The organism is Sphaerochaeta sp. PS (assembly GCF_032144095.1).
Taxonomy (GTDB): Bacteria; Spirochaetota; Spirochaetia; order Sphaerochaetales; family Sphaerochaetaceae; genus Sphaerochaeta.
Window position 1 is genome coordinate 291,323 of record NZ_JAVSNJ010000002.1, and the last position, 20,601, is coordinate 311,923.

The window sequence follows — 20,601 nt, forward strand, 5'->3', positions numbered from 1 at the left end:
ATACCCCCTAGTCCTTAGCGCAGATCAGCGCGACAACGTTGTTGCCAAATCCACCGAAGTTGACCGACATCCCATACTTGGGATTGGCAACCTGTCTGCCTTTCTCCGCCTCCCCACGCAACTGCCTTACCAGCTCGACAGCCTGGGATACCCCAGTGCCGCCAACAGGATGGCCCTTGGATTTCAGCCCCCCGGAGGTGTTGATGGGCAGCCTTCCATCGAGGTTGGTCTCACCCTTGCGCACTGCAAGATAGCTCTTGCCGCGCTCAAAGAACCCTACCTCTTCGCTGATCGCCAGCTCCAGTATGGAGAAGGCATCGTGCAATTCGGCAAAGGAGATGTCAGATGGCTTGAGCTTTGCCATCGCAAAGGCCTTCTCAGCTGCGATGCGCACAGCATTGAGCATGAGCGGGTCCTTCCGGTTGTGGACACAATGGGTGTCGGTAGCACTGGCAATGCCTGCGATCCTGATCGGTTTCTTCGGAAAATCCTTTACCTTGGGTGAATCCATGTTCACCAGAAGGAGGGCCGCAGCCCCATCGCTGACAGGACAGGTCGAGTACATCCGAAGCGGCTCGGCCACATAGGTGTTGACCACCGAGGCATCAGGACCATCGGCAATGGCCTCGATGGTACAGGGCGCCTGGATATGGGCATACTTGTTCTTGGCCCCGTTGGCATGGTTCTTCACCGCCAACAAGGCAAGGTCCCGCTCGGTAAGGCCATACCGTTCCATGTACATGCGGGTGAACATCCCCCCGAATGCCGGGAGGGTAAGGCCCATGTTGTACTCGGCATCGGTATGGAGCATGGTAGCGACATAGTCAGTACCCACCCAACCGGAGACCTTTCTCATGATTTCCCCTGCAACGACCAGCACGATGTCGGCCATGCCCGATGCTACGGCCATGTACCCGATCTTGATCGCACTTGCCCCGGAAGCTGGGCCATTCTCCACCAGTTCGGCAGGAACAGGCTCCATATCCATGCGGCTAACCACCGCGGAGGCGACAGCACTCTGGTGGCAGAACAGGCCGCTGGCCATATTGCCTACGATTACCTGGTCGACTTCCTTTCTCCTTGCGAGAAATCCAGCATCTATCAGTGCGTCGGTTGCTGCATAGGAGAGCACATCCGAAAGGTCATACTCTGATGAATTACCAAATTTCGTGTGTCCGATTCCCACAATTCCTACATTAGCCATGGCCTACCTCTTGAACCCCGGGATCTGGGGATAATCACTGGGCATGATCAGCTTTGCAGAGGACCTGAGGTCTTCTTCAGAAACCGGTCTGGACCCTGTACACTTCACCTCACGCACTGCTTTCCACAGGGGCTGGGTAAGCACAAAGGTCGGCACCCCTCCCAACTCATGTCTGACTTCAGGGAACTGGGACGAACGGTCCTCAAGCTGGTACTCGATCATCCACCGCTTGAACCCGTTCGGGCTCTCTGCAACGATGTACACTTCCTCTTCGCCAAGGATATCGAGATGGTGTTCCATCTTCGCCGCAAAGAGCTGGGCCCCTACACGCAGGCCTCGCTTGATGGTGATGGTATGCAGGCTCATCCCCAGCTTTGGCGTAACGTGCCGGCTGGTGACGATGCCAGCGATGACCCCATTGATGGTCCCCACCAGGACGAACTCGTTGGCTACCCGGTAGCGATACCACCCCAGGATTTCCGCATACATGCGCACGGCAACGATATCATAGAAATCCTTTGCCACGCCAAACAGGGGATAGAGGGTTCCCAACAGGGCTCCCACCTCTTCCCGCCTGGCCTCCCGAACAACCATCTTCTCCCCCGATGCCAAGGTGATCACCTTGGGTGGATAGGGTTTGAGCAGAATCTCTGGAGGACGTAAGGTCTTCTCCATTGCATCCAATGCCATATAACTCTCCTTTTTGAGAACTAGTGCTTTCTCGCCTCTTCATGTAACCAAGCGTTCTTGATTCCTGCCACATCACCAAAACGGGTAAGTTCTGCCTTGGCCTTCTTGGCCATCAGAGCCTCATAGCGATCATCATCTACATGGGCAACAATCCTGGCTATGGAGGACTCCCCATCGACAAATCTCCAGGGGTAGCAGCCGATGACCGCCCGCTGGTTGAGCAACAGGTCTATGTCCCCGCCAACACACTCGGCGTGGATGATGCCATGGCTGAACATCTCGATATGCATCAACTGATACTTGTCATCGGTGAAAAACTCATCAAGACCCATGCCGTACTTCTTCCTGAAATGGGCGTCACACTCCTTCGCTTCGCGGGGCATCCATTCACGGATCTTCGTGTTCATCGGGTGGTCTGCGCTTCCGCAGTCCACGCCGATCCAGCGGAGTTTCTTCCTCTTCGCCCACTCGGCAAACTCACGGTCCGGTCCGGGGTGCTTGATCATGTACCTGATCTCATCACCCGAGGGCTGGTCCCAGCCATAGTGGTGAAAACCGGTATGGATCAGGAGGATGTCCCCTTCCTTGACCTCAACGCGATCCTCAACCATCTTGGATGTGTAGACATCATAGTCGCTGCATACATCGGAGAGGTCCACGATGGCCCCCTCATGCACCAGGAAATCCATGTCCAGCTGGGCAATGTCCTTGCCTGGGGTATAGAAATGGATCTCCCCATCGAGGTGGGTCCCTACATGGTTGGAGTGTGTCACTACCTGCCCGTTGGCACCGTTGGGTGCAAGCCGTTTGAAATATTGGACCTGCAAAGGGATGTAGGTTGGCCAAGGTGGAGTCCCAATACCCAAAGGAATGGTCAGATCAATTACTTTCATCGCAATCTCCTTGTATCTGCATGATCAACCGGCGCAATACTCGTCGGCAAAAGCCAAAAGCGCATCATTGAAGCAGGAGGAAGGGGGCTTCACCAAGCCGGCTCCCACCATCCCGATCCCGGGCACCTTATGTGCAATGCCGGTGTTGATGACAGGAAGGATCCCTGTCTCCACAACCTTCTGCACATCGATGCCTGTAGGGGTTCCCCTGAAGTCGAGGATCGGGATGCGGTATTCACGGTTCTCCGCCAGGGTTATCGAGTACATCCGCTTGGTGTAGAGGATGGCATCCTCTGGCGAGCCACCGACGAACTTCACGATCGCAGGGGAGGCTGCCATCGCAAAGCCACCATAGCCTGCGGTCTCGGTGATGACCGAGTCGCCGATGTCAGGTGCTGCATCCTCTGCCTTGAAGCCGGGCAGGTAGAGCCCTTCGACCATGGAGGCAGGGGCGGTAAACCAACGCGAGCCCATGCCGGAGAGCCTGATGCCGAAGTCGGTGCCATTTCTGGCCATGGCCGTGATGAGGGTACTGCCTTTGATGTCGCACGCTGCATCCATCGTGCACTTTGCCGCTGGCATGGAGAGGTTGAGGAAGAAGTGGTCGTTTGCGTGCATGAAGGAGAATACTTTTGCCAGGTCCTCCTTCTTCTCGGAGAGCATCACTAGCGATGGAGCCAGTTCGCGGATCACCAGCGAGGTTCCTGCCCTGTTGCGGTTATGGCACTCATCCCCCATCTGCAGGGCCTGGACTATGATGCTGCGCATGTCTATCGGGCCGTGGAGCACGATCGCCTCCTGAAGGGTGGGGGCAAGTGTCCTCTCAATCCATCGGAGCCTGTCCAACACTTCGAGCGAGAAGGCGCCATAGCGCAGTACCTTGCCAAGCCCCTCATTGAGGGTTGCATAGGCCTTGTTCCCAAAGGTTGCATTCTCAAGGATCCAGACCGGCATGCTTGCCGTTATGATGCCTGCCATCGGGCCTACACAGCTATGATGGTGGCAAGGCTCAAAGTCAATCGCCCCCGATGCGGCAAGGGTTGCTGCCTCCTCAGGATTCTTTGCCTTGTTCTCGTAGATCAGGGCCCCAATGACCGCCCCTCTCATGGGGCCGCACATCCTCTCCCAGGTGATGGGAGGCCCTGCATGCAGGACAAGGTTCTCCCGCATCCCGGGGATGAAATCGAGTGCCTTGCCGATCCCCAGCAGGATAGGCTTGCCCTGGAGGACCCTCTCCACAGCCGTTGCATTGGCCTTCGCCACCAACGGAAGTGCATCAAGGCAGGAAAGGGCCTTGACCAACGCGGGGTTTCCCCCAGCTGGCGGGCGCCAGTCGAGCTGGATGGCGTGGCTGGAGCAGGCCTCTAGGTTGGTGGCAAAGCTTTGCAGGCCCAAGTTTATGGCATGCACCTCCTTGAAGAGGGAAAGGATTGAATCCACCTGAGGAAGAGGGGCAACACCTGATGGGCCTTCTTCTCTTGCAGATGTCTTTTCTGCAGGCACCTTCGCTTTTCCCGGACCAGATTCCCTGAGGAGTATCCTCTTAGCCAGTTGGACCGCCTGGTAGTTTGAACCCATGACCACTACCCCGGCCTCCTCCAGTTTTCTGACCTGTGCATCAAAGCCCTGGGGATCGCCCTTGGTGCCCGTAACGGAGGCTATGACAGAGAGGTAGCCACCTCTGTTCACAGCGTTCTCCTTTGCCTTGGCAAGGACAGGGAGAAGAGAGCCTGCAGGGTCGTCACAAGAGCCGTAGCCGAGGACACAGTCGACCAGCATGATCGCTATGCCAGGATCGTCGGCCTCGGCCATGATCCGGTCCACCCTCGTGCTGGGGTCGATCATGGGATGGGGCCTGCCAACCGTAAAGACGTCGTCGCCGAGGTCAATGACAGAGTTGCCGACAGAAACATGGGGGTCATTGGGAACACGGGCAGGGTTGGTATGGTTGTTTGACCACACTCCCCCGGGGATATCATCCAGGGCCAGCCAGGTTTCGTCTGCAAGGGTACCGCCAGTATAGTAGCCGCGAAGGTATTTCTGATCTGGAAGGAACGAAGAGGACTCCCGTCCCACCATGGCATCGATCGTCTCATGGTCAAGGTCAAAGGGCCAACTGTCATGGTGTTCATGCGGTGGCAGTGCACTGCCAGAGAGGGAGAGTGCAAGCCTCGCCGCCTCCTCAAGGTTGCTTGCCCAGTGTATGGATGGGTAGTGGGGGAAGGCCGAAGGGTCAGAGCCAATGAAATGCACGACAGAGGGTTTTCCGCTGGAAGCCAGGGAGGAGAGGATGGGTTTGACAACCTCGACGGCAGGGGGTTTCGATACAACGACGATGACCTTGGTTGCAGGGTCCTGTGCAAGGGCAGCTATGCCGAGGCTCATCATTGCCCCGCCGACCTTCCTGTTCTTCAGGTCCCTGCCACCGGTCCCTATGGCCTGGCTGATGCCACCGCCAAAGCGGTCGATCAGGGAGGTTACCTCCTGCAGACCGGTACCGGAGGCAGCAACCACTCCTATGGATCCTGGGGATACCACATTTGCAAAGCAGAGTGGTTTTCCAGCGATGATGGCTGTACCGCAATCGGGTCCCATGACCAACAGGCCATCCCTAAGGCCCTGTTGCTTGAGGGCGATCTCATCCTCAAGGGAGACGTTGTCGCTAAATAGCATGACATGCAGGCCCTTGTTCAAAGCCTTACGGGCTTGTTGGGCTGCATAGATGCCTGGCGCTGATATGATGACAAGGTTGGAGTCTGGATTGGAAGAGAATGCATCTTCAATGGTTCTGAACGATTGCTCTTGCCCGGTGGACGAACTTGAGCCTCTCTTCCCAGCTAGCAACTGGTTTGCAAAGGCAACAATGGTATCGAATTCACCCTCTTTGCAGGAGATGGCCATCACAAGGTCAGAGGGAGCCACATCCTTGAGGTCAGAGGCGGGAAAGCCCTGGTCCAGGAGCAGTTGCACGTTCATGGCCGTACCCATGGCAACGGTGGCAGCTCCAACTTGTGGATGGTTTTCTAGGTCCCTACTGGTAAGCATCAAGACAACAGAGTCAACGTACATGTCCCTCTTTACGGTAACACGTTTCATCGGAGCACTCCTTCACCACACCCTGGAAAAGAACTACCCACAAGTCATTTTATACAAAGTTGTATACAAGTCAAGAAAAAAGAAAAAAACTTTATATCTCCTTTAACTCCTATTAAAACAATAAGTTATTATTTATTACCTGCAGTCACTATCAGACAGAAACGGCGTATTTCCCGATAGAGGGAGATACGCCGCACCATGCTGGACATCCATCCGCTATGCCTTTGTCTCCACTCTTTCCTTACCGGCAGGCAGGGGCCTACCCCGCCTGACCAACAGAGCTATATCGGCCCCGATGACAGGAAGCATGGAGTTGCCCAACGAGGCAGGCAGTGCAATGTACTGGGGTTCCCACTCTGGGTTGAACTTGTTCTTGAAGGCCTTCAGCCCCTGGAAATTGTAGATCCCTTCACCGTTCTGGAAGATGAAGTTCACACTCTTGTTCCACAGAGGGGTCCCTTCCCCAGCCTCGATGCCGGACATGGGTGCCATACCCAGGTTGAAGAAGCGGTAGCCCTGGCCTTTCCCCCAGAGCATGATTTCAATAAAGAGATACTCCATGGTCCCACTTGGAGCTTCCTTGCGGTAGCGCATGAGGTCTACAGAGAGCTCACCCTTGTCCCCACTTGTCCAGAGGTTGGAAAAGGCTGTGATCTTGCCCTCATGCATCACCACAGCGCAAGGGAAATGCCTGAGGTACTCCCTGCTGAAATACCCAAGGGAGAACCCCTTCTCCTTGGAGTTCTTCTCCTGTAGCCACCGGTTCGATACCGCTTCAATCTCATCCAGATAGGGCTCGATCTTTTCTGGTTCCAGGACGGAGAAGGTGTACCCTTCCTTTATCAGTTTGTTGCGGGGAGGCCTGAGGTTCTTTGCCTTACCCCCTTCCAGGGAAAAGGAAGCGAGATCTACCAGGGCCTTCTCCCCTATCTTGAAAATATGCATGCCAAGTTCTATGAAGACCGGCAGGTAGGCTGAGGAGATCTCATACCAGACGATCCTGGCCCCCTGCTTTCGGGTTTTCTCATAAAAGGACCAGACCAGGTTCTGGAAGGACGCCTCCCTCCCGACCGGGTCGCCCATTACCACAAGGGATCTCCCGCTTTCCCCGTACATGAGGAAGGCCGTTCTGGCTTCATCGAAGAAGAAGTACTTATCCCCAAGCAAAGCAAGGTTTGCCTCCGACCGTGGCGAGGCCGCCAGGATGGATAGGATACTCTCTTTGCACTCTTCCAGGGTCACATGGTCCATGTGTGGCACTGAGGAGAGCAGGACCCGTAGGGAGATCACCAGGGACATGATCCCTATACCCAAGCTTGCCCGCAAAAAACGCGGAGCATCCTTTTACAGGGCAAAGGTCCACCAGAACTCGTTTGAATACTGTACATGCTTATAGGAAAAGAAGCCGAGCCAAAGGACGGCTACCAGGACGGTGGCAACAGAAACCGACCATTGGATGATTGAAGTCGGGGCGATAAGTGCAGAGTGCCTGGTGAACAGTGAACGGGATGGCACCATGATGAGCGAGTCGAAGACACCCAGGGCCCCCGGGATATGGCTGGTAGCCCCTGCCAGCTGAGCGATGACAAAGATTCCCAAAAAAGAGAGGAATGAGGGCCTACCCAAAGGCAGCAGGACATACAGGACACAAGCGGCCAGGACCCAATCAAGGGAGGATACCAGGATTTGCTGTAGGGCAATCCTCGGTGGTGGAAAGCCGATGGAAAAAGCCTTGAAATGCAAGGTTTGCCTGTTCCTGAAGCAGGCAACACAGTAGAGGACCACCATCAGGACCATGGCAACACCAAGGAGATTCGTCCAGATGCCGAATTTGGGGAACATGGATAGCTATGTCGGGGTAAGGGCCAGGGAGATACCTCCCATGGTTGCCAGCCCTATCCAGAAGGTCGTGACACAAAAGGCAATAATCCTTGCTATGTCGTTGCCATCGAGCTTCCAGGAGGCGTAGAAACGGTAGCGGATGGTACTCGACCCGAAAAGGGAGAGGCCGATGTTGTAGCTGAATACATAGCTCATAAAGGAAGCGAGGGCAACATTGCGGTGAGGAAGGGACTTTTTGATGTACCTCATCGCCAACACATCATAGAAGGTCAGGATGAAATAGTTGCAGGCAGTTATGGCCAAGGCCAAGGCGATCGTCCAACGTGGGTAGGCCTTCACCTGAGGGACCAGGTCATGGTAGTGGTAGGTTCTCAGCTGCCTGTACAAAAGGAGGAGAGCCCCTGTAAGGATCGCCACGATAAGCAGGGGCTTCGCTCGTTTCCAATAGGTCTGTATGGTGGTGGACCTCTCCTGGGAATTGGTAGCCATGATTCTTCTGCCCACTTGCCAAACAGTAGCAGAAAGGAATTCTGTTAGCAATGTACCATACCCTGAAATACCATAATACCGAGCCTACCCTATCGGTATCCAGTACCTGGTGTCCTGGGCGAACCCCTCACTCCCTGCCCTAGAGAAAATCGGCGTATCTCCCGAAAGAGATACGCCGAAAAGTACGATGCGAAGAGATACGTATGGAGAAGAAAAAACTGACTACATGCAAGTGTATCTACCTAGAACCCATGCCTCACAGAGAAGGAGGAGTAGGTCACAGACCTGTTCAGCGAGTTGTTCGTCACACGCTGGTCAAGCATGAAGGAACCAAAAACCACACTTGCCAGCAGGTAGACCACCAGGAAGATGGCCCCGACGACAAGCATCCTATTGCTCTTCTTATGATTCGATTTCATGATCGTTCTGCTCCTTTTTGAATAACAGGAAATAGGTCTCTATATCCTCTAGCGTGATGCCCAGTGTCCTCATCGATGCAAAGAGGTTTGGGAGCTCCCGTCGTATGAACTGCTCCCGTTTCTTCTTGAGGACCAGGGTCCGGGCATCCTTTGCGGTAAAGTACCCGATGCCTCGTTGGTTTTCCAGGATACCTTCATCCTGGAGGATCGAGTACGCCCTGATGACCGTATTGGGATTGACCTCCAACTGCATCGCCATATCGCGAACCGATGGGATCCTCTCCTCCTCAACCCAAGCTGTGTTGATGATAAGGTCATGAATGTACTGTGTTATCTGTACATAGATTGGTGAACTGTTGTTAAACTGCATCTGTTGCCTGGACCTCCTCAACCCTAAAGTACGCCGTGACCCAGCAGAAGATGGGAAGTGCGACATAGTAGAGAATCTTGCCCAATGCCCTGAAGGCCCCTATGGCTCCAGAAGCCGGGTCAAGCAGGAACCGGTCAAAGGAGAAGACCACATCAAAGGTCCTCAGCGAGGAGCCATACTTGAGGGAAAAGATGATCTTCACAAACAGGAGTCCAAGGGTGGCAAGGGCAATGCCGATACCTCCAATGGAGAGGACCGTCTTGAAGAAGTGGCCCTTGTGGAAATAGGTGGCTCCCAGGAGGAATACAGACTGCCATACCCAGTACGAAGCCAGCTGCGATCCCAACCCACCCGTAAAGGGGTTGAACAAGGTCACAGGATTGCCAAAGAAGAGCAGTTGGATAGGCTCAGTAACCACCGAAGTCAAAAAGAACAAGAGAATAATGGCGATCGGGTAGACAAAGGCTGAGAGCACCCCTTTTGCCATAAATTTCTCAAACGAGGTTGCAGGAAGCATCAGCCACTCGTGCTGGCCATTCTTGCTGAACATGTCACTGGCAAACGAGAGGCTGGTAATGATGAAGCCTCCGATGAACAGGAAGTTAGAGAACAGACCGTCATAGACCGCTGGAGCAAACCCCATCCGGGAGTACTGTGCAACAAAGGAATTGATCGTTTCACTTGCAAACAAGACCAGGAATATCGTGAGGGCATAGATGCTCAGGTCCCGTTTCCCTGTCTGTACCTCACGGTTTACCAACAAACCAAATCGCTTCATCATCGTGCACCTCCTGCCATCAGGGTAGGATTCTCTACCACCACATTGAACAGGGTCTCAAGGTCCAGAGGTTGGCCCTGTACCTCTTCACCCTCTTCCCGTTCCTTCAAAACCATCCATCCACCCAGGACCTTCTCCTTGTAGACGATCCCTTTCTCAGGGCCTGGGTCACTGGAGACCAGCGCCATGACAAACCTGTCATTGACCGAGTCAACCGTGTCATTGAATATGATGGCACCATCATTGAGGATGATCAGGGGGTCGATCAGGTTCTCCATGTCCCGCACCTGGTGGGTGGAGATGATGAAGGTCCTATCCTCAGTCATTGCAGAAGCGACCGTCTGGCGAAACTGCCGTTTGGAGGGGATGTCCAGGCCATTGGTAGGTTCATCGAGGATAAGCAGTGCCGTATTGGATGCAAGGCCAAAGGCAAGCAACAGCTTTTTCTTCTGGCCAAGGGACATCTCGCTGAGGTTCTGCTGCATGTCCAAGGAAAAATCCTTGCAGAACTGGGCAAACATCGTATGGTCGAACCTGGGATAGAAGACCGAACGCATCGCCAGATACTCCTTTGCCTTCATCTTCGGCAGGGGGAACTCCTCAGGAAGGTAGAAAATCTCACTGAGCATGGGGGGCTTGCGCTCGACTGGGTCAAATCCCAATGCCGAGGTATACCCTTCTGAGGGGAACAGCTGCCCAGAGAGCAGCTTGAGCAGGGTTGTCTTGCCCGAACCGTTCTTTCCCAGCAGGCCGTAGATGTTTCCACGCATGACGCTGAGATTGAGGTGGTTGAACAGGGGTTTCCTCCCATATGAGAAGCCAATATCCTGCATGTGTATGACTTCATCCTTGACGGATACGGCCACTTGGATAGCCGAATTTGTCGATTCTAGTTCATTGGCCATTGATGCCTCCTTGAATACATTAGTGAACTAGCTAACTAATACACTAATTACTTAAGGATGTCTACCACTTCCCATATAATTTTCCTGAAATGTTTTGAAACAATTCCATACCACCAGTATTTCAAGCAAATCAGTAGCCTATGGCTGGTAAAACCCCCCATAAGTTGATAACATCTTTTCTCGCGCATGGACGGTTCGTTTATGCGCAAAAGCAAAAACCAGAGGCTCACCCTTCTGGGAAACACTTAATAAAAAAAGGGCCAAAACCTTATTTTGGTACAAAAATTCAACATGGACTAGAAAGGACAGAGGGTGATGAACGAAACCTTGAACTTACTTAGCAACAAAACCTACCTCGACCGTCAAAACGAAACTGAATCAAACGCAAGAAGCTATCCTAGAAAATTCCCTATCGCGATCAAAAAAGCAAAAGGTTCCTGGATTGAGGATGTGGAAGGAAACTCCTATCTGGATTTCCTCTGCGGAGCCGGAACACTGGCCCTTGGGCACAACGATGCAGAAGTCAACCAGGCCATGGTCGATCTCATCACCTCAGAAGCCCCCTTACATACCCTAGACCTGACAACCCCAACGAAAGACACATTTGTCCAGACCATACTCTCCCTCCTTCCTGAAGAACTGCAAACCAACGGAAGAATCCAATTTTGCAGTCCCTCCGGAACCGATGCCGTCGATGCAGCCATCAAGCTTTGCAAGACAGCAACAGGAAGGTCATCGATCATCGCCTTTGGTGGCGGCTACCATGGCATGGGCCACGGAGCCCTTGCCCTCACCGGCAACCTCAACGCAAAGAACCGAGTCAATGGCCTTATGCCCGATGTCCATTTCTTCCCCTACCCCTACTCCTACCGCTGTCCATTCGGTCTAGGTGGGGATGCAGGCATCGATGCTGCCTGTGCATTTTTCGAGAAGACCCTCAAGGATCCTGAAAGTGGGATAACCAAACCTGCAGCGGTGATCCTGGAACCCATACAGGGAGAGGGCGGTGTCATTCCTGCACCTATAAAGTTCCTGCAGACTATCAGGCGGGTGACCCAGGAGCTCGACATCCCCATGATCGTCGATGAGATCCAGTGTGGTATCGGCCGAAGCGGCAGGTTCTTTGCCTTCGAGTATGCCGACATCACCCCTGATGTCATCCTCGCCTCCAAAGCCATCGGGGGCAGCCAGCCCATGAGCGTCGTCATCTACAACAAGAAGCTCGACCTGTGGGAATCAGGCGCCCATGCAGGGACCTTCCGTGGCAACCAGCTTGCCATGGCAGCTGGCACGGTGGTGATGAAGCGGGTAAGCACCCAGAATTTCCTTGATGAGGTGAAGGCAAAAGGGAAGCTGATCGAAGAGAGGCTCTACCGACTCAAGGCAGAGCTGCCCATCATCGGCGACATCAGGGGCAAGGGCCTGATGATCGGCATCGAGTTTGTCGATACCAACGCCCAGGCTGACTCCCTCGGTTCCTATCCTCCTAGCGGGACCATTGCCGCCAAGATCCAGAAGCACTGTTTTGAGAATAGGCTCATCATGGAAAAGGGCGGTAGATATGGGTCGGTCATGCGCTGCCTCTGTGCCCTGAACGTCTCTCGGGAGGAGATAGCCATCATGCTTGATACTTTAGAGAGAGCCATCCGCCAGGTAGAAGCCGATGAACGATGAACTGGCCATGCCCTATTTCCTTACTCATGAAGAGACAACCAAAGAGTCCTACCGGGCAATGGTTGAGGCGACCGTCAAGGCCATCCTCGATGCCATTGCCGACGATAGGGCCTATGGTGGAAAGAGCCCGCAGGAACTGCAGGCCCTGATAGAGAGGCCTACCCTCCTCCCCCCTGCAGGTCTTGGTTTCGACCAGGTCCTGCAAGAACTTGAGAGTGTGATCCTGCCCAACTTTCTGAGAACCACCAGCACCGACTACCTTGCACACCTGCATAGCCCTGCCCTTCTGGAAAGCATCTGCAGCGAGCTGATCATCTCCACCTTCAACCAATCGATGGACTCATGGGACCAGTCTCCCATAGCTACCGAGGTGGAGTTGCAGGTAACGAGGTTTCTCTGCTCGCTCTACGGCTACCCGATGGAGAGCGATGGCATCTTCACCTCCGGGGGAAGCCAGTCCAATCTCAGCGGCCTTACCCTGGCCCGCGATTGGTACTGCAGCAAGGCCCTCAAGCATGATGTAAAGAAGTTGGGTCTGCCACCCTCCTATAGCAAGCTGCGTATCTACACCTCGGAGGTGTCACACTTCTCCATGGAGAAGAGCGCCCACCTTCTTGGCCTTGGCTACGATGCGGTAAGGAAGGTCCCGGTAGACAAGGAGTGCAGGATGGATAGCGAGGCCCTGGAAGCTCTCATCCTGCTGGACAAGGAAGCGGGCCTGTTGCCCTTCTGTGTCGTCGCAACGCTTGGTACCACCGACTATGGCAGCATTGACCCTGTGCATGCACTGAGTGCCATCTGCAAGAGGCACAAGCTCTGGCTGCATGCCGATGCGGCCTATGGCAGTGGTGTACAGCTTTCCACCCAGTATGCCCATCGCCTCGGGCCCATCGCAGAGTGTGATTCGATAACCGTGGACTTCCACAAGATGTTTTTGCTTCCCATCAGCTGTGGTGCCTTTTTGGTCAGGGATGGAAAAAACCTTGAGGCCTTCTCCCTCCATGCAGACTATCTGAACCGGGAAGAGGACGAAGAGGATGGCTACACCAACCTCGTCGGAAAATCGATGCAGACAACCAGGCGTTTCGATGCCCTGAAGGTGTGGGTATCGTTTCTCGTCCGTGGCCAGGATGGGTATGCCTCGATCATCGACACCTGCATCGAGAATGCTGCCTACCTCTATGGCCAGCTGAAGAAGAACAGCGCCTTTGAGGTTGCCATCGAACCTGAGATAAGCTCGGTGGTATTCAGGCTGCAGGCTACCTGTGAGGTCAACAAGAAGGTCCGGCGTCTCCTGCTCCACAGCAAGGGTGTGGTCATAGGCCAGACGGTCTATGAAAACAAGACCTTCCTCAAGTTCACCCTGCTCAACCCGCTCTTGACCCATGACAAGCTTGATGAGCTGTTGCTTCTCATCGAGGAGTTGGGCAAAGAGATTATGGGCTAGAGAACCACAAAAGACTAGCGTCCTTTCTGACAGCCTCCCTTAGGACAAGGGGGGCTGTTGTATTACCTTTACCTTGGAAAGATTCCTGAAGGTATCGAAAAAGGTCTCGTGCACCACCTTGGTTGGGTCAAAATGGAGAACCTTAAAGGTAAGCTGTATGCAAAATCCGATGGCAACGGCCGCAAGCAGGGTCCCAAGCCCTACAAGGCCTCCCAGGAAGGCTCCAATGGTGACGACAAGGATCTCCATGCCGCTACGGCAGACCCCTACCGACAGCTTGGTCTTGCGGGTAAGGACTACCATGAGGCTGTCCCTGGGACCAGCACCAAACCCCGAGGAGATGTAGTGGTAGGTGGCAAAGGAGATGACAAACAGCCCTGCTATCATCTGCAGAGCCCCGAGCAAGAACGTGTCCTGTTTGGGGATGAAGTCCAGGCCGAGCAGCAAATTCATGAACAGTCCGACAAAGACCATGTTGCAAAGGGTTCCCAGGCCAAGCTTCTCACCAGAGAGCAGGACGATCCCACAGATGGCCAACCCCACAAGGATGGATACGGTGCCTATCTGCATGCCCAGGACCTTGGCAAGGCCTGCATGGAAGACCTCCCATGGGGCATAGCCGATATTGCCCTTCATGGTCAGGATGATTCCCACTGCATAGAGAAACAATCCAAAGAACAACCTCAGCAACCTAAGGAAAAATGTATTCATGTAACTCTGCCCTCTTTCTGAAGCAACCATAGCTGGAAAGGGAGGGAAATGCCAGAGGCGATGGCTTGAAAAAACCTTGCATGGCAAGCTTTCCGTTGATTTTGTCCAGAAGTGCAGAGCAACCCTGGCAACCTGAGCTTCGCCTCAGTAAGGGATCAGGGTCAGACACACCCCTTTGGGCAGAAGCATGCAGAGAGCTCCCCAAGGTTTCCCTCAAGGAGCTCTCTGCATGGTGTTTTTTTCTTGGTCGCTATCTTGTTCTTTGTCAGTATCTTGTCCTCGGCACTTTATCTTGGCATGAAATGTTTCATGCAAGCAAAGGAGAACACTCTACATCACAAAGTATCCGATGCCTTCATGGTCGTATTTCTTCTTTACCAGGACGATGGCCTGTTCAATGCTTTCGAGTACCTCTTGCTCACAGTAGATGAGCAGGATGAAATTCTCCTCAGGCCATACATCGTTGCCAAGCTTGGGAGTTGTCGAGCCCCTGCCATGGACTGTGGGGATGATGGTGTAGTGCATGGGAACCTTATAGTGGGCCAAGGCATCCAGAAGGTCGTCCTGGATGGCTTGGGCTGCGATGATCTCTACCCTTTTCATGAAAGATCTCCTTCTACGAATGTTTCGATGCTCTCAATGTCAAGCTTGCTCTTATCCTTGTTGAACAGGGCGTAGAGCACTGGGGTGAAGAATATGGTCATCAGGGTGCTGATGGCCATCCCTCCTACGATCGTCTGCCCCAAAGGCTGGATCTGTTCCGCTCCCTGGCCTCCGAAGAACGCCAGGGGGATCATGCCGAAGATCGTGGTGAGGCTGGTCATCAGAATCGGCTTAAGCCGGTTTCCCCCAGCCTCAAGGCAGGCGCTGCGCAGGTCCATGCCACGCTTTCTCAGCAGGTTGGTGTAGTCGACAAGGACGATGCCGTTGTTGACTACAATGCCTGCAAGGATGACGACCCCGATCGCCGAAATAAGGCTGAAGGTCTCTCCTGTTATCAGGTAGATCCCGACGACACCTACAGCCATCAGGGGGATGGAGAGCAGGATGATGAACGGGTTCTTGAAGGACTCGAACAGGCTTGCCATGACCCCAAATACCAGCACCACTGCCAGCAGGAGGATGATGACCACCTGCTTTGCCATGGCTGCCATATCTGCAAAGTCTCCACCGTACTCGATGTACACCTCGTCGCTGAGGACCATGTTCTCGGCTATGAGGGCCTTGATCTCCTTCTCGACAGCCGAGGAGGCGTATCCATCTGCCAAGCCACCGATGACATGCACGGTGCGGATCTCATCCTCACGGGTGATGGAGACAGGGCCGGTGGAACGGGTAATCGTTGCAAGGTTTGCCAGGGAAATCTTCTGCCCAAAGGAGTTCTGGACAAAGATTCTCTCCAGGTCCATCTCGCTTGCACGATCCTTGGATGCCAGCATGACCATCACGTTGGTGTCGGTCCCGTTGGTCTTCAGCTGGGTTGCCGTGATGCCGCTGACACTGTTGCTGATCTCAGTGGCTATGCCCTGCATGGTAAGGCCATAGGAGTAGGCCCTTTCCCGGTCGATCTGCACCTCAAGCTGGGGCAGGCCCTTGGAAAAGTCGGTCCTTGGTTCGGTGACACCGGGGAGGTTGGCAGCTATCAGGGCCTGTACCTGATCAGCCGTTGCAAACGCCAGTTCCAGGTTGTCGCTCTTGATGATGACATCAACCGGGTTGGCATTGCCCAATCCCATGGAGACTGTCGAGAACGAGAATGATGCTGCAGGATAGTCGTTGAAATAGGACCTGAGCTTCTCCTGGACATCAAACATGGTGTCGATCTGCTTGTCACTCTCAGGTAGGGAGATCTGCAGCGTACCACTGTTGGAGCTGCCATTGCCGAAGATGCCTCCACCTCCAACGGTCACGATGATGTCCTTGTACCCCTTGATCTCCTCCTTTGCCTTCAGTTCAAGGTCCCTGAGGATGGATTCCGTGGACTCCAGGGTCGACCCCACAGGAAGGGTTACGGTCAGGGAGACCGAACTCTCGGTCATCTGGGGATAGAGGGTCGTATGCATGGCAGAGAATGCCTGGACGGTGATGACCATGATGAGGACAACCAGAAGGGTACTGAGCCATTTGTGGTCGAGAAGAGAGGCCAAAATACGCTTGTAGCCCCTATCGAGAGCCTGAAAAGCCCCTTCCATGCCATCATCCATCTTGCGCAGGATGCCTACCTTCAAAGGCTTCTGCTTTCGGGTATAGACCTTGACGTAGGAGCTGGTAAGCACCGGGATGAGGGTGATGGAGACCACCAGGGAGGAGATGAGGGATATGATGATGGTGGCTGCCATTGGGGTGAGCATCTCACCAAGCATCTCCAGGTTGCTCCTCAGCAGCACGATAGGGACAAATACACAGACTGTCGTCAGAGTTGATGCCGTTATGGCTACAATCATCTCCTTGGTGCCCAACAGGGCTGCAGTCTGGAGTTTCGATCCCCTTTCACGGTACCGGAAGATGTTCTCAAGTACGACGATCGAGCAGTCAACTGTCATGCCAAGGCCTAGTATCAGGCCGGAGAGGGTCATGAGGTTGAGTGAATATCCCATGAAGAACATCACCAGGATGGTGACGAGCATGGAGACCGGGATGGAGAGGCCGATGATGAATGTCGACTTGAGGCTTCTGAGGAAGATGAACAGGACGATCATGACCAGGATGACACCATACAAGAGCGACTGGTAGACCGTTGCAATGGTCGAGTCGATCATGGTGGTGGTGTCGATGGTCACATAGAGGCTCACACCCTTGGGGAGTTCCTTGTTCAGTTCATTGATGACCTTGTAGATATCCTTGGCAACCTGCACGCTGTTGGCATCGGACTCCTTGGAGACAGAGAGGTATACCCCACTCTCCCCATTGATGAATACCTTGGAGGAGGCATCCTTGTAGGCATAGGAGATGTCTGCAATGTCCTTGAGCCGTACGGTAAGGGTGGATGCCACCACGCCTGAGGCGTTGTACTTGGGAAAGGATGCTACGAGCACATCCCCGATGTCCTCAAGGGTGGTGAGCTGGGCATCGGTACGCAATAGGTATGAGACCCCCCCTTCGGTGATGGAACCCGAGCCTATCTGGTAGTTCTGGGGATTGAGGGCCCTTGCCACCTGGGAGAGGGTGATCGAATAGGCTTCAAGCCTGTTCTGTTCAACCGCCACCTGGATGTAGTTGTCCTGGCCGCCATTGATCGTGGTGGAGGAGACTCCCCCAACCCGTTCCAGTTTGGCCTGGATCTTCTCCTTTGCAATGGAGCGCAACTCATTGGCGTCCTGTCCCTCCGCCCCGATGACTGCAATATTCATGATGGGCATCATGTTGGTGTTGATCTTGAAGATGGTTGGCGTTGAGGCCTCATCGGGAAAGGCATCGGCGTAGAGGTTCAGGTTGTCGTTTATCGACTGGCTTGCCTTGTCCAGGTCGGTGCCATAGTTGAACTGCAGCATCACCATGCTGAAGCCTTCGGATGAGGTTGAGTTGATGGCCTTGATGCCACCGACATTGGAGACAGCAGATTCAAGGTTCTTGGTAACCCGTGCCTCCATGGTCTCAGGACTCGCCCCTGTGTAGGACGAATAGATGACCACCATGGGTAGGTCCATCTCAGGAAACAGCTCTACTGCGAGATTGGGAAATACAACCAAGGCCAGCACGGTAAGCAGTGTATAGATTACTATGATGGTGGTTGGTCTTCGTACTACGGTATCAGTTATGCTCATATGGTATACCTATTTTACTATCCGGACAGAAGTACCTTCAGTGAGGAGAGTCTGTCCTTGCACAATGACCTGGTCTTTTTCTTTCAAACCATCCAACACCTCGGCCTTGTCGTCCACAACCAGGCCTACCTTGATGTTCTTTCGCTCAGAGAGGCCACTCTTCCCTACTATATAGACATAGGGTTGGTTTCCTTCGTAGAGCACGCTGTTGCGGGATACGACAAGCACCCCTTCAAGCTTTTCGGTAAGGATGGTAATGGTCGGGAACATCCCGCTCTTCACCAGATGGTCGGGGTCCTCGAGCTGGATCCCTATCTCCAGGGTCCTGCTGGTCGGATTGAGCACCGGGCTCAGACGTACCACCTTTCCAAGGAAAGCTCTGTCGGGAAATGCCTTGAAGGTAGCCATCGCCTCGGTTCCGAGCACGACACTGCCGACATACCTCTCGGCTATGTCCATCTCCACCTCAAGGGCCTGGAGCATGCCAATGCGCACTAGCGGACCTTGGGAGGAGACAGAGGCTCCGTTTGCATAGTTGACTGCCAGGACCGTTCCGTCTGCAGGAGCGAGCACCTCGCTCTCCTTGTAGACAACCCCAGCCCTTGAGGGGTCGATCTTGGCAAGGAGAACACCCTTCTCGACCTTGTCCCCCACCTTTGCGTTGAGATAGGTGAGCTTGCCCACGACCTCAGGGTAGACATCCAGGGCCTTGGGGTCGATGACATTGCCATTGCCCAGGATGTAGTTCTGCAGGTCGGCACGTAGTACAGGCTGGACCTTCACTGCGATGGCAACCTTCTCGGCTGTTTCGGTGCCATCCTTGGCCAAGGGGTTCAGCTTCTTGAGGTTGGCAAAGGGGTTGAGGATTATGACCGCAACAGCGGCTACGATCAGGACAAGCAGGACAACGAGCCCAGCTTTTTTCTTCTTATTGGTAGTGGTGTGTTCACCCATGGTGGTTACAGCTCCTTCTCTAGTGTATTCGTATCGATGTTCAGGTCATACATCAGGTCGACAAAACCGGTAATGTACTGGTATTGCAAGCCAAGGATATTCTGTTTTGCCTTGAGCAGGTCCCCTTGGATCTTCTCTACCTCAAGGTAGCCTGTGTACCCACTCTGGTACTGGGCCATCGTCATCCCATAGACTTTCTCGGTAAGCTGCAGATTGAAATTTGCCACTTCAAGCTGTTCGGTCATGGCATTGAGGTTGTCAACACGGGAGGCAAGGGCCTGGGAAAGCTGCTTTCTTGTCAGTTCCCTTGTTATGAAGAGCTTGTCGATGGAATCCTGCATCTTCTGCAGGGATACTTGTGCTCCCGACCCCGCTATGTGGGCATCGAGGGGGATGCTGACGGTTATATTGTACTGGGTGGCATCACTCCAATGTTTTGTAGCACCAAAGGGTATAGGTTCGCTATAGTTGATCCCATACGAGCTGCTCAGGCTAAGGGTTGGCAGCAAGGAGACCTTGCTCTGCAGGTCCTTGGCGTTCTGCAAGGAGGAGAGGTTCAGGTCGAGCAGTTTCAGCGAGAAGTTCTGCTGGAGGTAGTTCTCCAGGTTCTCCAGGGTCAGGCCATCACCTATCGAGGGGACGGTCCCGTCGAGTTGGATATCCTGTGCAAGGTCCAAGCCCAGGAGCACCTTGAAGGAGAGCAAGGCCGAGGCATAGGCATTCTTGGTTTGGGTAAAGGCCGGTTTGAGCGATTCATAGGAGAGTTGGGCAGAGAGCAGTTCCAACTCCGAGGCGAAAGCACTCTCGTACTTCTCCTTCACCTGTGCATACTGTTTTTGTGCCAGGTCAAGATTCGCCTGCTGGAGCAAGAGATTTTCCTTTTCCATAAGCAGATAGTAGAAGGACTTGGTGACATCTCTCTTCAGCGTTGCCTTTGCCTGGGCAAGGGTAACGCTTTGGGTGGTGAAATCCAATTTGGAAGACGAAAGCTGTTCCTTGACCGCAGGGTTGAGCATCAAGGAGACGGAGAGGCCGAGGCTCGTGGTACTTTTGAAGGAGGGGTCGGTAATAAATACTCCGGTATTTCCAGAGTTGGACAGGGATGCACTCACCTTGGGCAAAAAGAGATTCCAGGAGGTGTCCACTGCACGTTGGGCACCCTTGAGGTCAATCATGTTCATCCGTAGGGAGAGGTTGTTCGAGTAGGCAAGATCGAGGGCTGTGTCGAGCGTTATGGCCTCAGCGCCAAGAGGCGGGAACCCAAACAGACAGAGAAGAAAAATAAGCGATAATGACAGATTGTGTTTATGCATGATAGGTATACTCCAAGGATACAAGGAAGCAGAGTAATACTAGTTGCTCTTA

The 20,601-nt window shown here is 53.8% G+C and carries 18 protein-coding genes; 2 read left to right on the forward strand and 16 right to left on the reverse strand.

Translation table 11 applies throughout. The features are described 5' to 3' along the window. Positions 1-7: 7 nt before the first annotated feature. From ROJ03_RS03880 to ROJ03_RS03930, 11 genes are all read right to left on the reverse strand, one after another. Positions 8-1,204, reverse strand: coding sequence for a thiolase C-terminal domain-containing protein (locus ROJ03_RS03880; RefSeq protein WP_313725675.1), 1,197 nt, complete (start codon positions 1,202-1,204; stop codon positions 8-10). A 3-nt stretch (positions 1,205-1,207) separates the two neighbouring features. After that, positions 1,208-1,894 carry a hypothetical protein gene (locus ROJ03_RS03885; RefSeq protein WP_313725676.1) on the reverse strand — a complete coding sequence of 229 codons (687 nt, stop codon included), beginning with the start codon at positions 1,892-1,894 and terminating at the stop codon, positions 1,208-1,210. Positions 1,895-1,914: 20 nt separating this feature from the next. Continuing rightward, positions 1,915-2,787: a cyclase family protein gene (locus tag ROJ03_RS03890; protein ID WP_313725677.1), complete on the reverse strand. Its 873-nt coding sequence runs from the start codon at positions 2,785-2,787 to the stop codon at positions 1,915-1,917. A gap of 24 nt (positions 2,788-2,811) precedes the next feature. Further along, positions 2,812-5,883 (reverse strand): acyl-CoA synthetase FdrA, encoded by a 3,072-nt coding sequence (gene fdrA, locus ROJ03_RS03895; protein WP_313725678.1) that lies wholly within the window; start codon positions 5,881-5,883, stop codon positions 2,812-2,814. 216 nt (positions 5,884-6,099) lie between these two features. After that, complete coding sequence (locus tag ROJ03_RS03900) at positions 6,100-7,182, reverse strand: phosphatidylglycerol lysyltransferase domain-containing protein (protein ID WP_313725679.1); 1,083 nt, start codon at positions 7,180-7,182, stop codon at positions 6,100-6,102. Between the two features lie 45 nt (positions 7,183-7,227). Further along, positions 7,228-7,725, reverse strand: a complete 498-nt coding sequence (locus tag ROJ03_RS03905) for a hypothetical protein (protein ID WP_313725680.1) — start codon at positions 7,723-7,725, stop codon at positions 7,228-7,230. Positions 7,726-7,731: 6 nt separating this feature from the next. Further along, positions 7,732-8,214 (reverse strand): YbhN family protein, encoded by a 483-nt coding sequence (locus tag ROJ03_RS03910; RefSeq protein ID WP_313725681.1) that lies wholly within the window; start codon positions 8,212-8,214, stop codon positions 7,732-7,734. Between the two features lie 242 nt (positions 8,215-8,456). Continuing rightward, positions 8,457-8,633, reverse strand: coding sequence for a hypothetical protein (locus ROJ03_RS03915; RefSeq protein WP_313725682.1), 177 nt, complete (start codon positions 8,631-8,633; stop codon positions 8,457-8,459). Beyond that, positions 8,617-9,003: a GntR family transcriptional regulator gene (locus ROJ03_RS03920; protein ID WP_313725683.1), complete on the reverse strand. Its 387-nt coding sequence runs from the start codon at positions 9,001-9,003 to the stop codon at positions 8,617-8,619. Before ROJ03_RS03920 ends, ROJ03_RS03915 begins: the two co-directional genes overlap by 17 nt. Next, the gene (locus ROJ03_RS03925; protein WP_313725684.1) at positions 8,993-9,784 is read right to left on the reverse strand and encodes a hypothetical protein; all 792 of its coding nucleotides are present in this window, start codon (positions 9,782-9,784) and stop codon (positions 8,993-8,995) included. Before ROJ03_RS03925 ends, ROJ03_RS03920 begins: the two co-directional genes overlap by 11 nt. Then, the gene (locus ROJ03_RS03930) at positions 9,781-10,686 is read right to left on the reverse strand and encodes an ABC transporter ATP-binding protein (protein WP_313725685.1); all 906 of its coding nucleotides are present in this window, start codon (positions 10,684-10,686) and stop codon (positions 9,781-9,783) included. Before ROJ03_RS03930 ends, ROJ03_RS03925 begins: the two co-directional genes overlap by 4 nt. Before the next feature lie 315 nt (positions 10,687-11,001). Between ROJ03_RS03930 and ROJ03_RS03935 the strand changes: the two genes are divergently transcribed. Then, complete coding sequence (locus ROJ03_RS03935; RefSeq protein WP_313725686.1) at positions 11,002-12,360, forward strand: diaminobutyrate--2-oxoglutarate transaminase family protein; 1,359 nt, start codon at positions 11,002-11,004, stop codon at positions 12,358-12,360. Beyond that, entirely contained in the window at positions 12,350-13,807 is a 1,458-nt protein-coding gene (locus tag ROJ03_RS03940) for an aspartate aminotransferase family protein (protein WP_313725687.1), read from the forward strand. The genes ROJ03_RS03935 and ROJ03_RS03940 overlap by 11 nt, the downstream gene beginning before the upstream one ends. Positions 13,808-13,846: 39 nt before the next feature. Here ROJ03_RS03940 and ROJ03_RS03945 read toward each other — a convergent pair whose 3' ends face one another. The 5 genes from ROJ03_RS03945 to ROJ03_RS03965 form a co-directional block, all read right to left on the reverse strand. Then, positions 13,847-14,518: a hypothetical protein gene (locus tag ROJ03_RS03945; RefSeq protein ID WP_313725688.1), complete on the reverse strand. Its 672-nt coding sequence runs from the start codon at positions 14,516-14,518 to the stop codon at positions 13,847-13,849. Between the two features lie 330 nt (positions 14,519-14,848). Then, positions 14,849-15,121 (reverse strand): PG0541 family transporter-associated protein, encoded by a 273-nt coding sequence (locus ROJ03_RS03950; protein ID WP_313725689.1) that lies wholly within the window; start codon positions 15,119-15,121, stop codon positions 14,849-14,851. Next, entirely contained in the window at positions 15,118-18,282 is a 3,165-nt protein-coding gene (locus tag ROJ03_RS03955; protein WP_313725690.1) for an efflux RND transporter permease subunit, read from the reverse strand. Before ROJ03_RS03955 ends, ROJ03_RS03950 begins: the two co-directional genes overlap by 4 nt. Before the next feature lie 9 nt (positions 18,283-18,291). Continuing rightward, positions 18,292-19,236: an efflux RND transporter periplasmic adaptor subunit gene (locus ROJ03_RS03960; RefSeq protein WP_313725691.1), complete on the reverse strand. Its 945-nt coding sequence runs from the start codon at positions 19,234-19,236 to the stop codon at positions 18,292-18,294. Between the two features lie 5 nt (positions 19,237-19,241). Beyond that, on the reverse strand, positions 19,242-20,549 hold the full coding sequence (locus tag ROJ03_RS03965; RefSeq protein WP_313725692.1) for a TolC family protein: 1,308 nt from the start codon (positions 20,547-20,549) through the stop codon (positions 19,242-19,244). Positions 20,550-20,601 lie beyond the last annotated feature (52 nt).

Bases quoted from the DNA above. Each gene is read 5' to 3' on its own strand.
- ROJ03_RS03880 (WP_313725675.1), bottom strand. From the start codon at position 1,204: ATGGCTAATGTAGGAATTGTGGGAATCGGACACACGAAATTTGGTAAT.
- ROJ03_RS03885 (WP_313725676.1), bottom strand. From the start codon at position 1,894: ATGGCATTGGATGCAATGGAGAAGACCTTACGTCCTCCAGAGATTCTG.
- ROJ03_RS03890 (WP_313725677.1), bottom strand. From the start codon at position 2,787: ATGAAAGTAATTGATCTGACCATTCCTTTGGGTATTGGGACTCCACCT.
- fdrA (WP_313725678.1), bottom strand. From the start codon at position 5,883: ATGAAACGTGTTACCGTAAAGAGGGACATGTACGTTGACTCTGTTGTC.
- ROJ03_RS03900 (WP_313725679.1), bottom strand. From the start codon at position 7,182: ATGTCCCTGGTGATCTCCCTACGGGTCCTGCTCTCCTCAGTGCCACAC.
- ROJ03_RS03905 (WP_313725680.1), bottom strand. From the start codon at position 7,725: ATGTTCCCCAAATTCGGCATCTGGACGAATCTCCTTGGTGTTGCCATG.
- ROJ03_RS03910 (WP_313725681.1), bottom strand. From the start codon at position 8,214: ATGGCTACCAATTCCCAGGAGAGGTCCACCACCATACAGACCTATTGG.
- ROJ03_RS03915 (WP_313725682.1), bottom strand. From the start codon at position 8,633: ATGAAATCGAATCATAAGAAGAGCAATAGGATGCTTGTCGTCGGGGCC.
- ROJ03_RS03920 (WP_313725683.1), bottom strand. From the start codon at position 9,003: ATGCAGTTTAACAACAGTTCACCAATCTATGTACAGATAACACAGTAC.
- ROJ03_RS03925 (WP_313725684.1), bottom strand. From the start codon at position 9,784: ATGATGAAGCGATTTGGTTTGTTGGTAAACCGTGAGGTACAGACAGGG.
- ROJ03_RS03930 (WP_313725685.1), bottom strand. From the start codon at position 10,686: ATGGCCAATGAACTAGAATCGACAAATTCGGCTATCCAAGTGGCCGTA.
- ROJ03_RS03935 (WP_313725686.1), top strand. From the start codon at position 11,002: ATGAACGAAACCTTGAACTTACTTAGCAACAAAACCTACCTCGACCGT.
- ROJ03_RS03940 (WP_313725687.1), top strand. From the start codon at position 12,350: ATGAACGATGAACTGGCCATGCCCTATTTCCTTACTCATGAAGAGACA.
- ROJ03_RS03945 (WP_313725688.1), bottom strand. From the start codon at position 14,518: ATGAATACATTTTTCCTTAGGTTGCTGAGGTTGTTCTTTGGATTGTTT.
- ROJ03_RS03950 (WP_313725689.1), bottom strand. From the start codon at position 15,121: ATGAAAAGGGTAGAGATCATCGCAGCCCAAGCCATCCAGGACGACCTT.
- ROJ03_RS03955 (WP_313725690.1), bottom strand. From the start codon at position 18,282: ATGAGCATAACTGATACCGTAGTACGAAGACCAACCACCATCATAGTA.
- ROJ03_RS03960 (WP_313725691.1), bottom strand. From the start codon at position 19,236: ATGGGTGAACACACCACTACCAATAAGAAGAAAAAAGCTGGGCTCGTT.
- ROJ03_RS03965 (WP_313725692.1), bottom strand. From the start codon at position 20,549: ATGCATAAACACAATCTGTCATTATCGCTTATTTTTCTTCTCTGTCTG.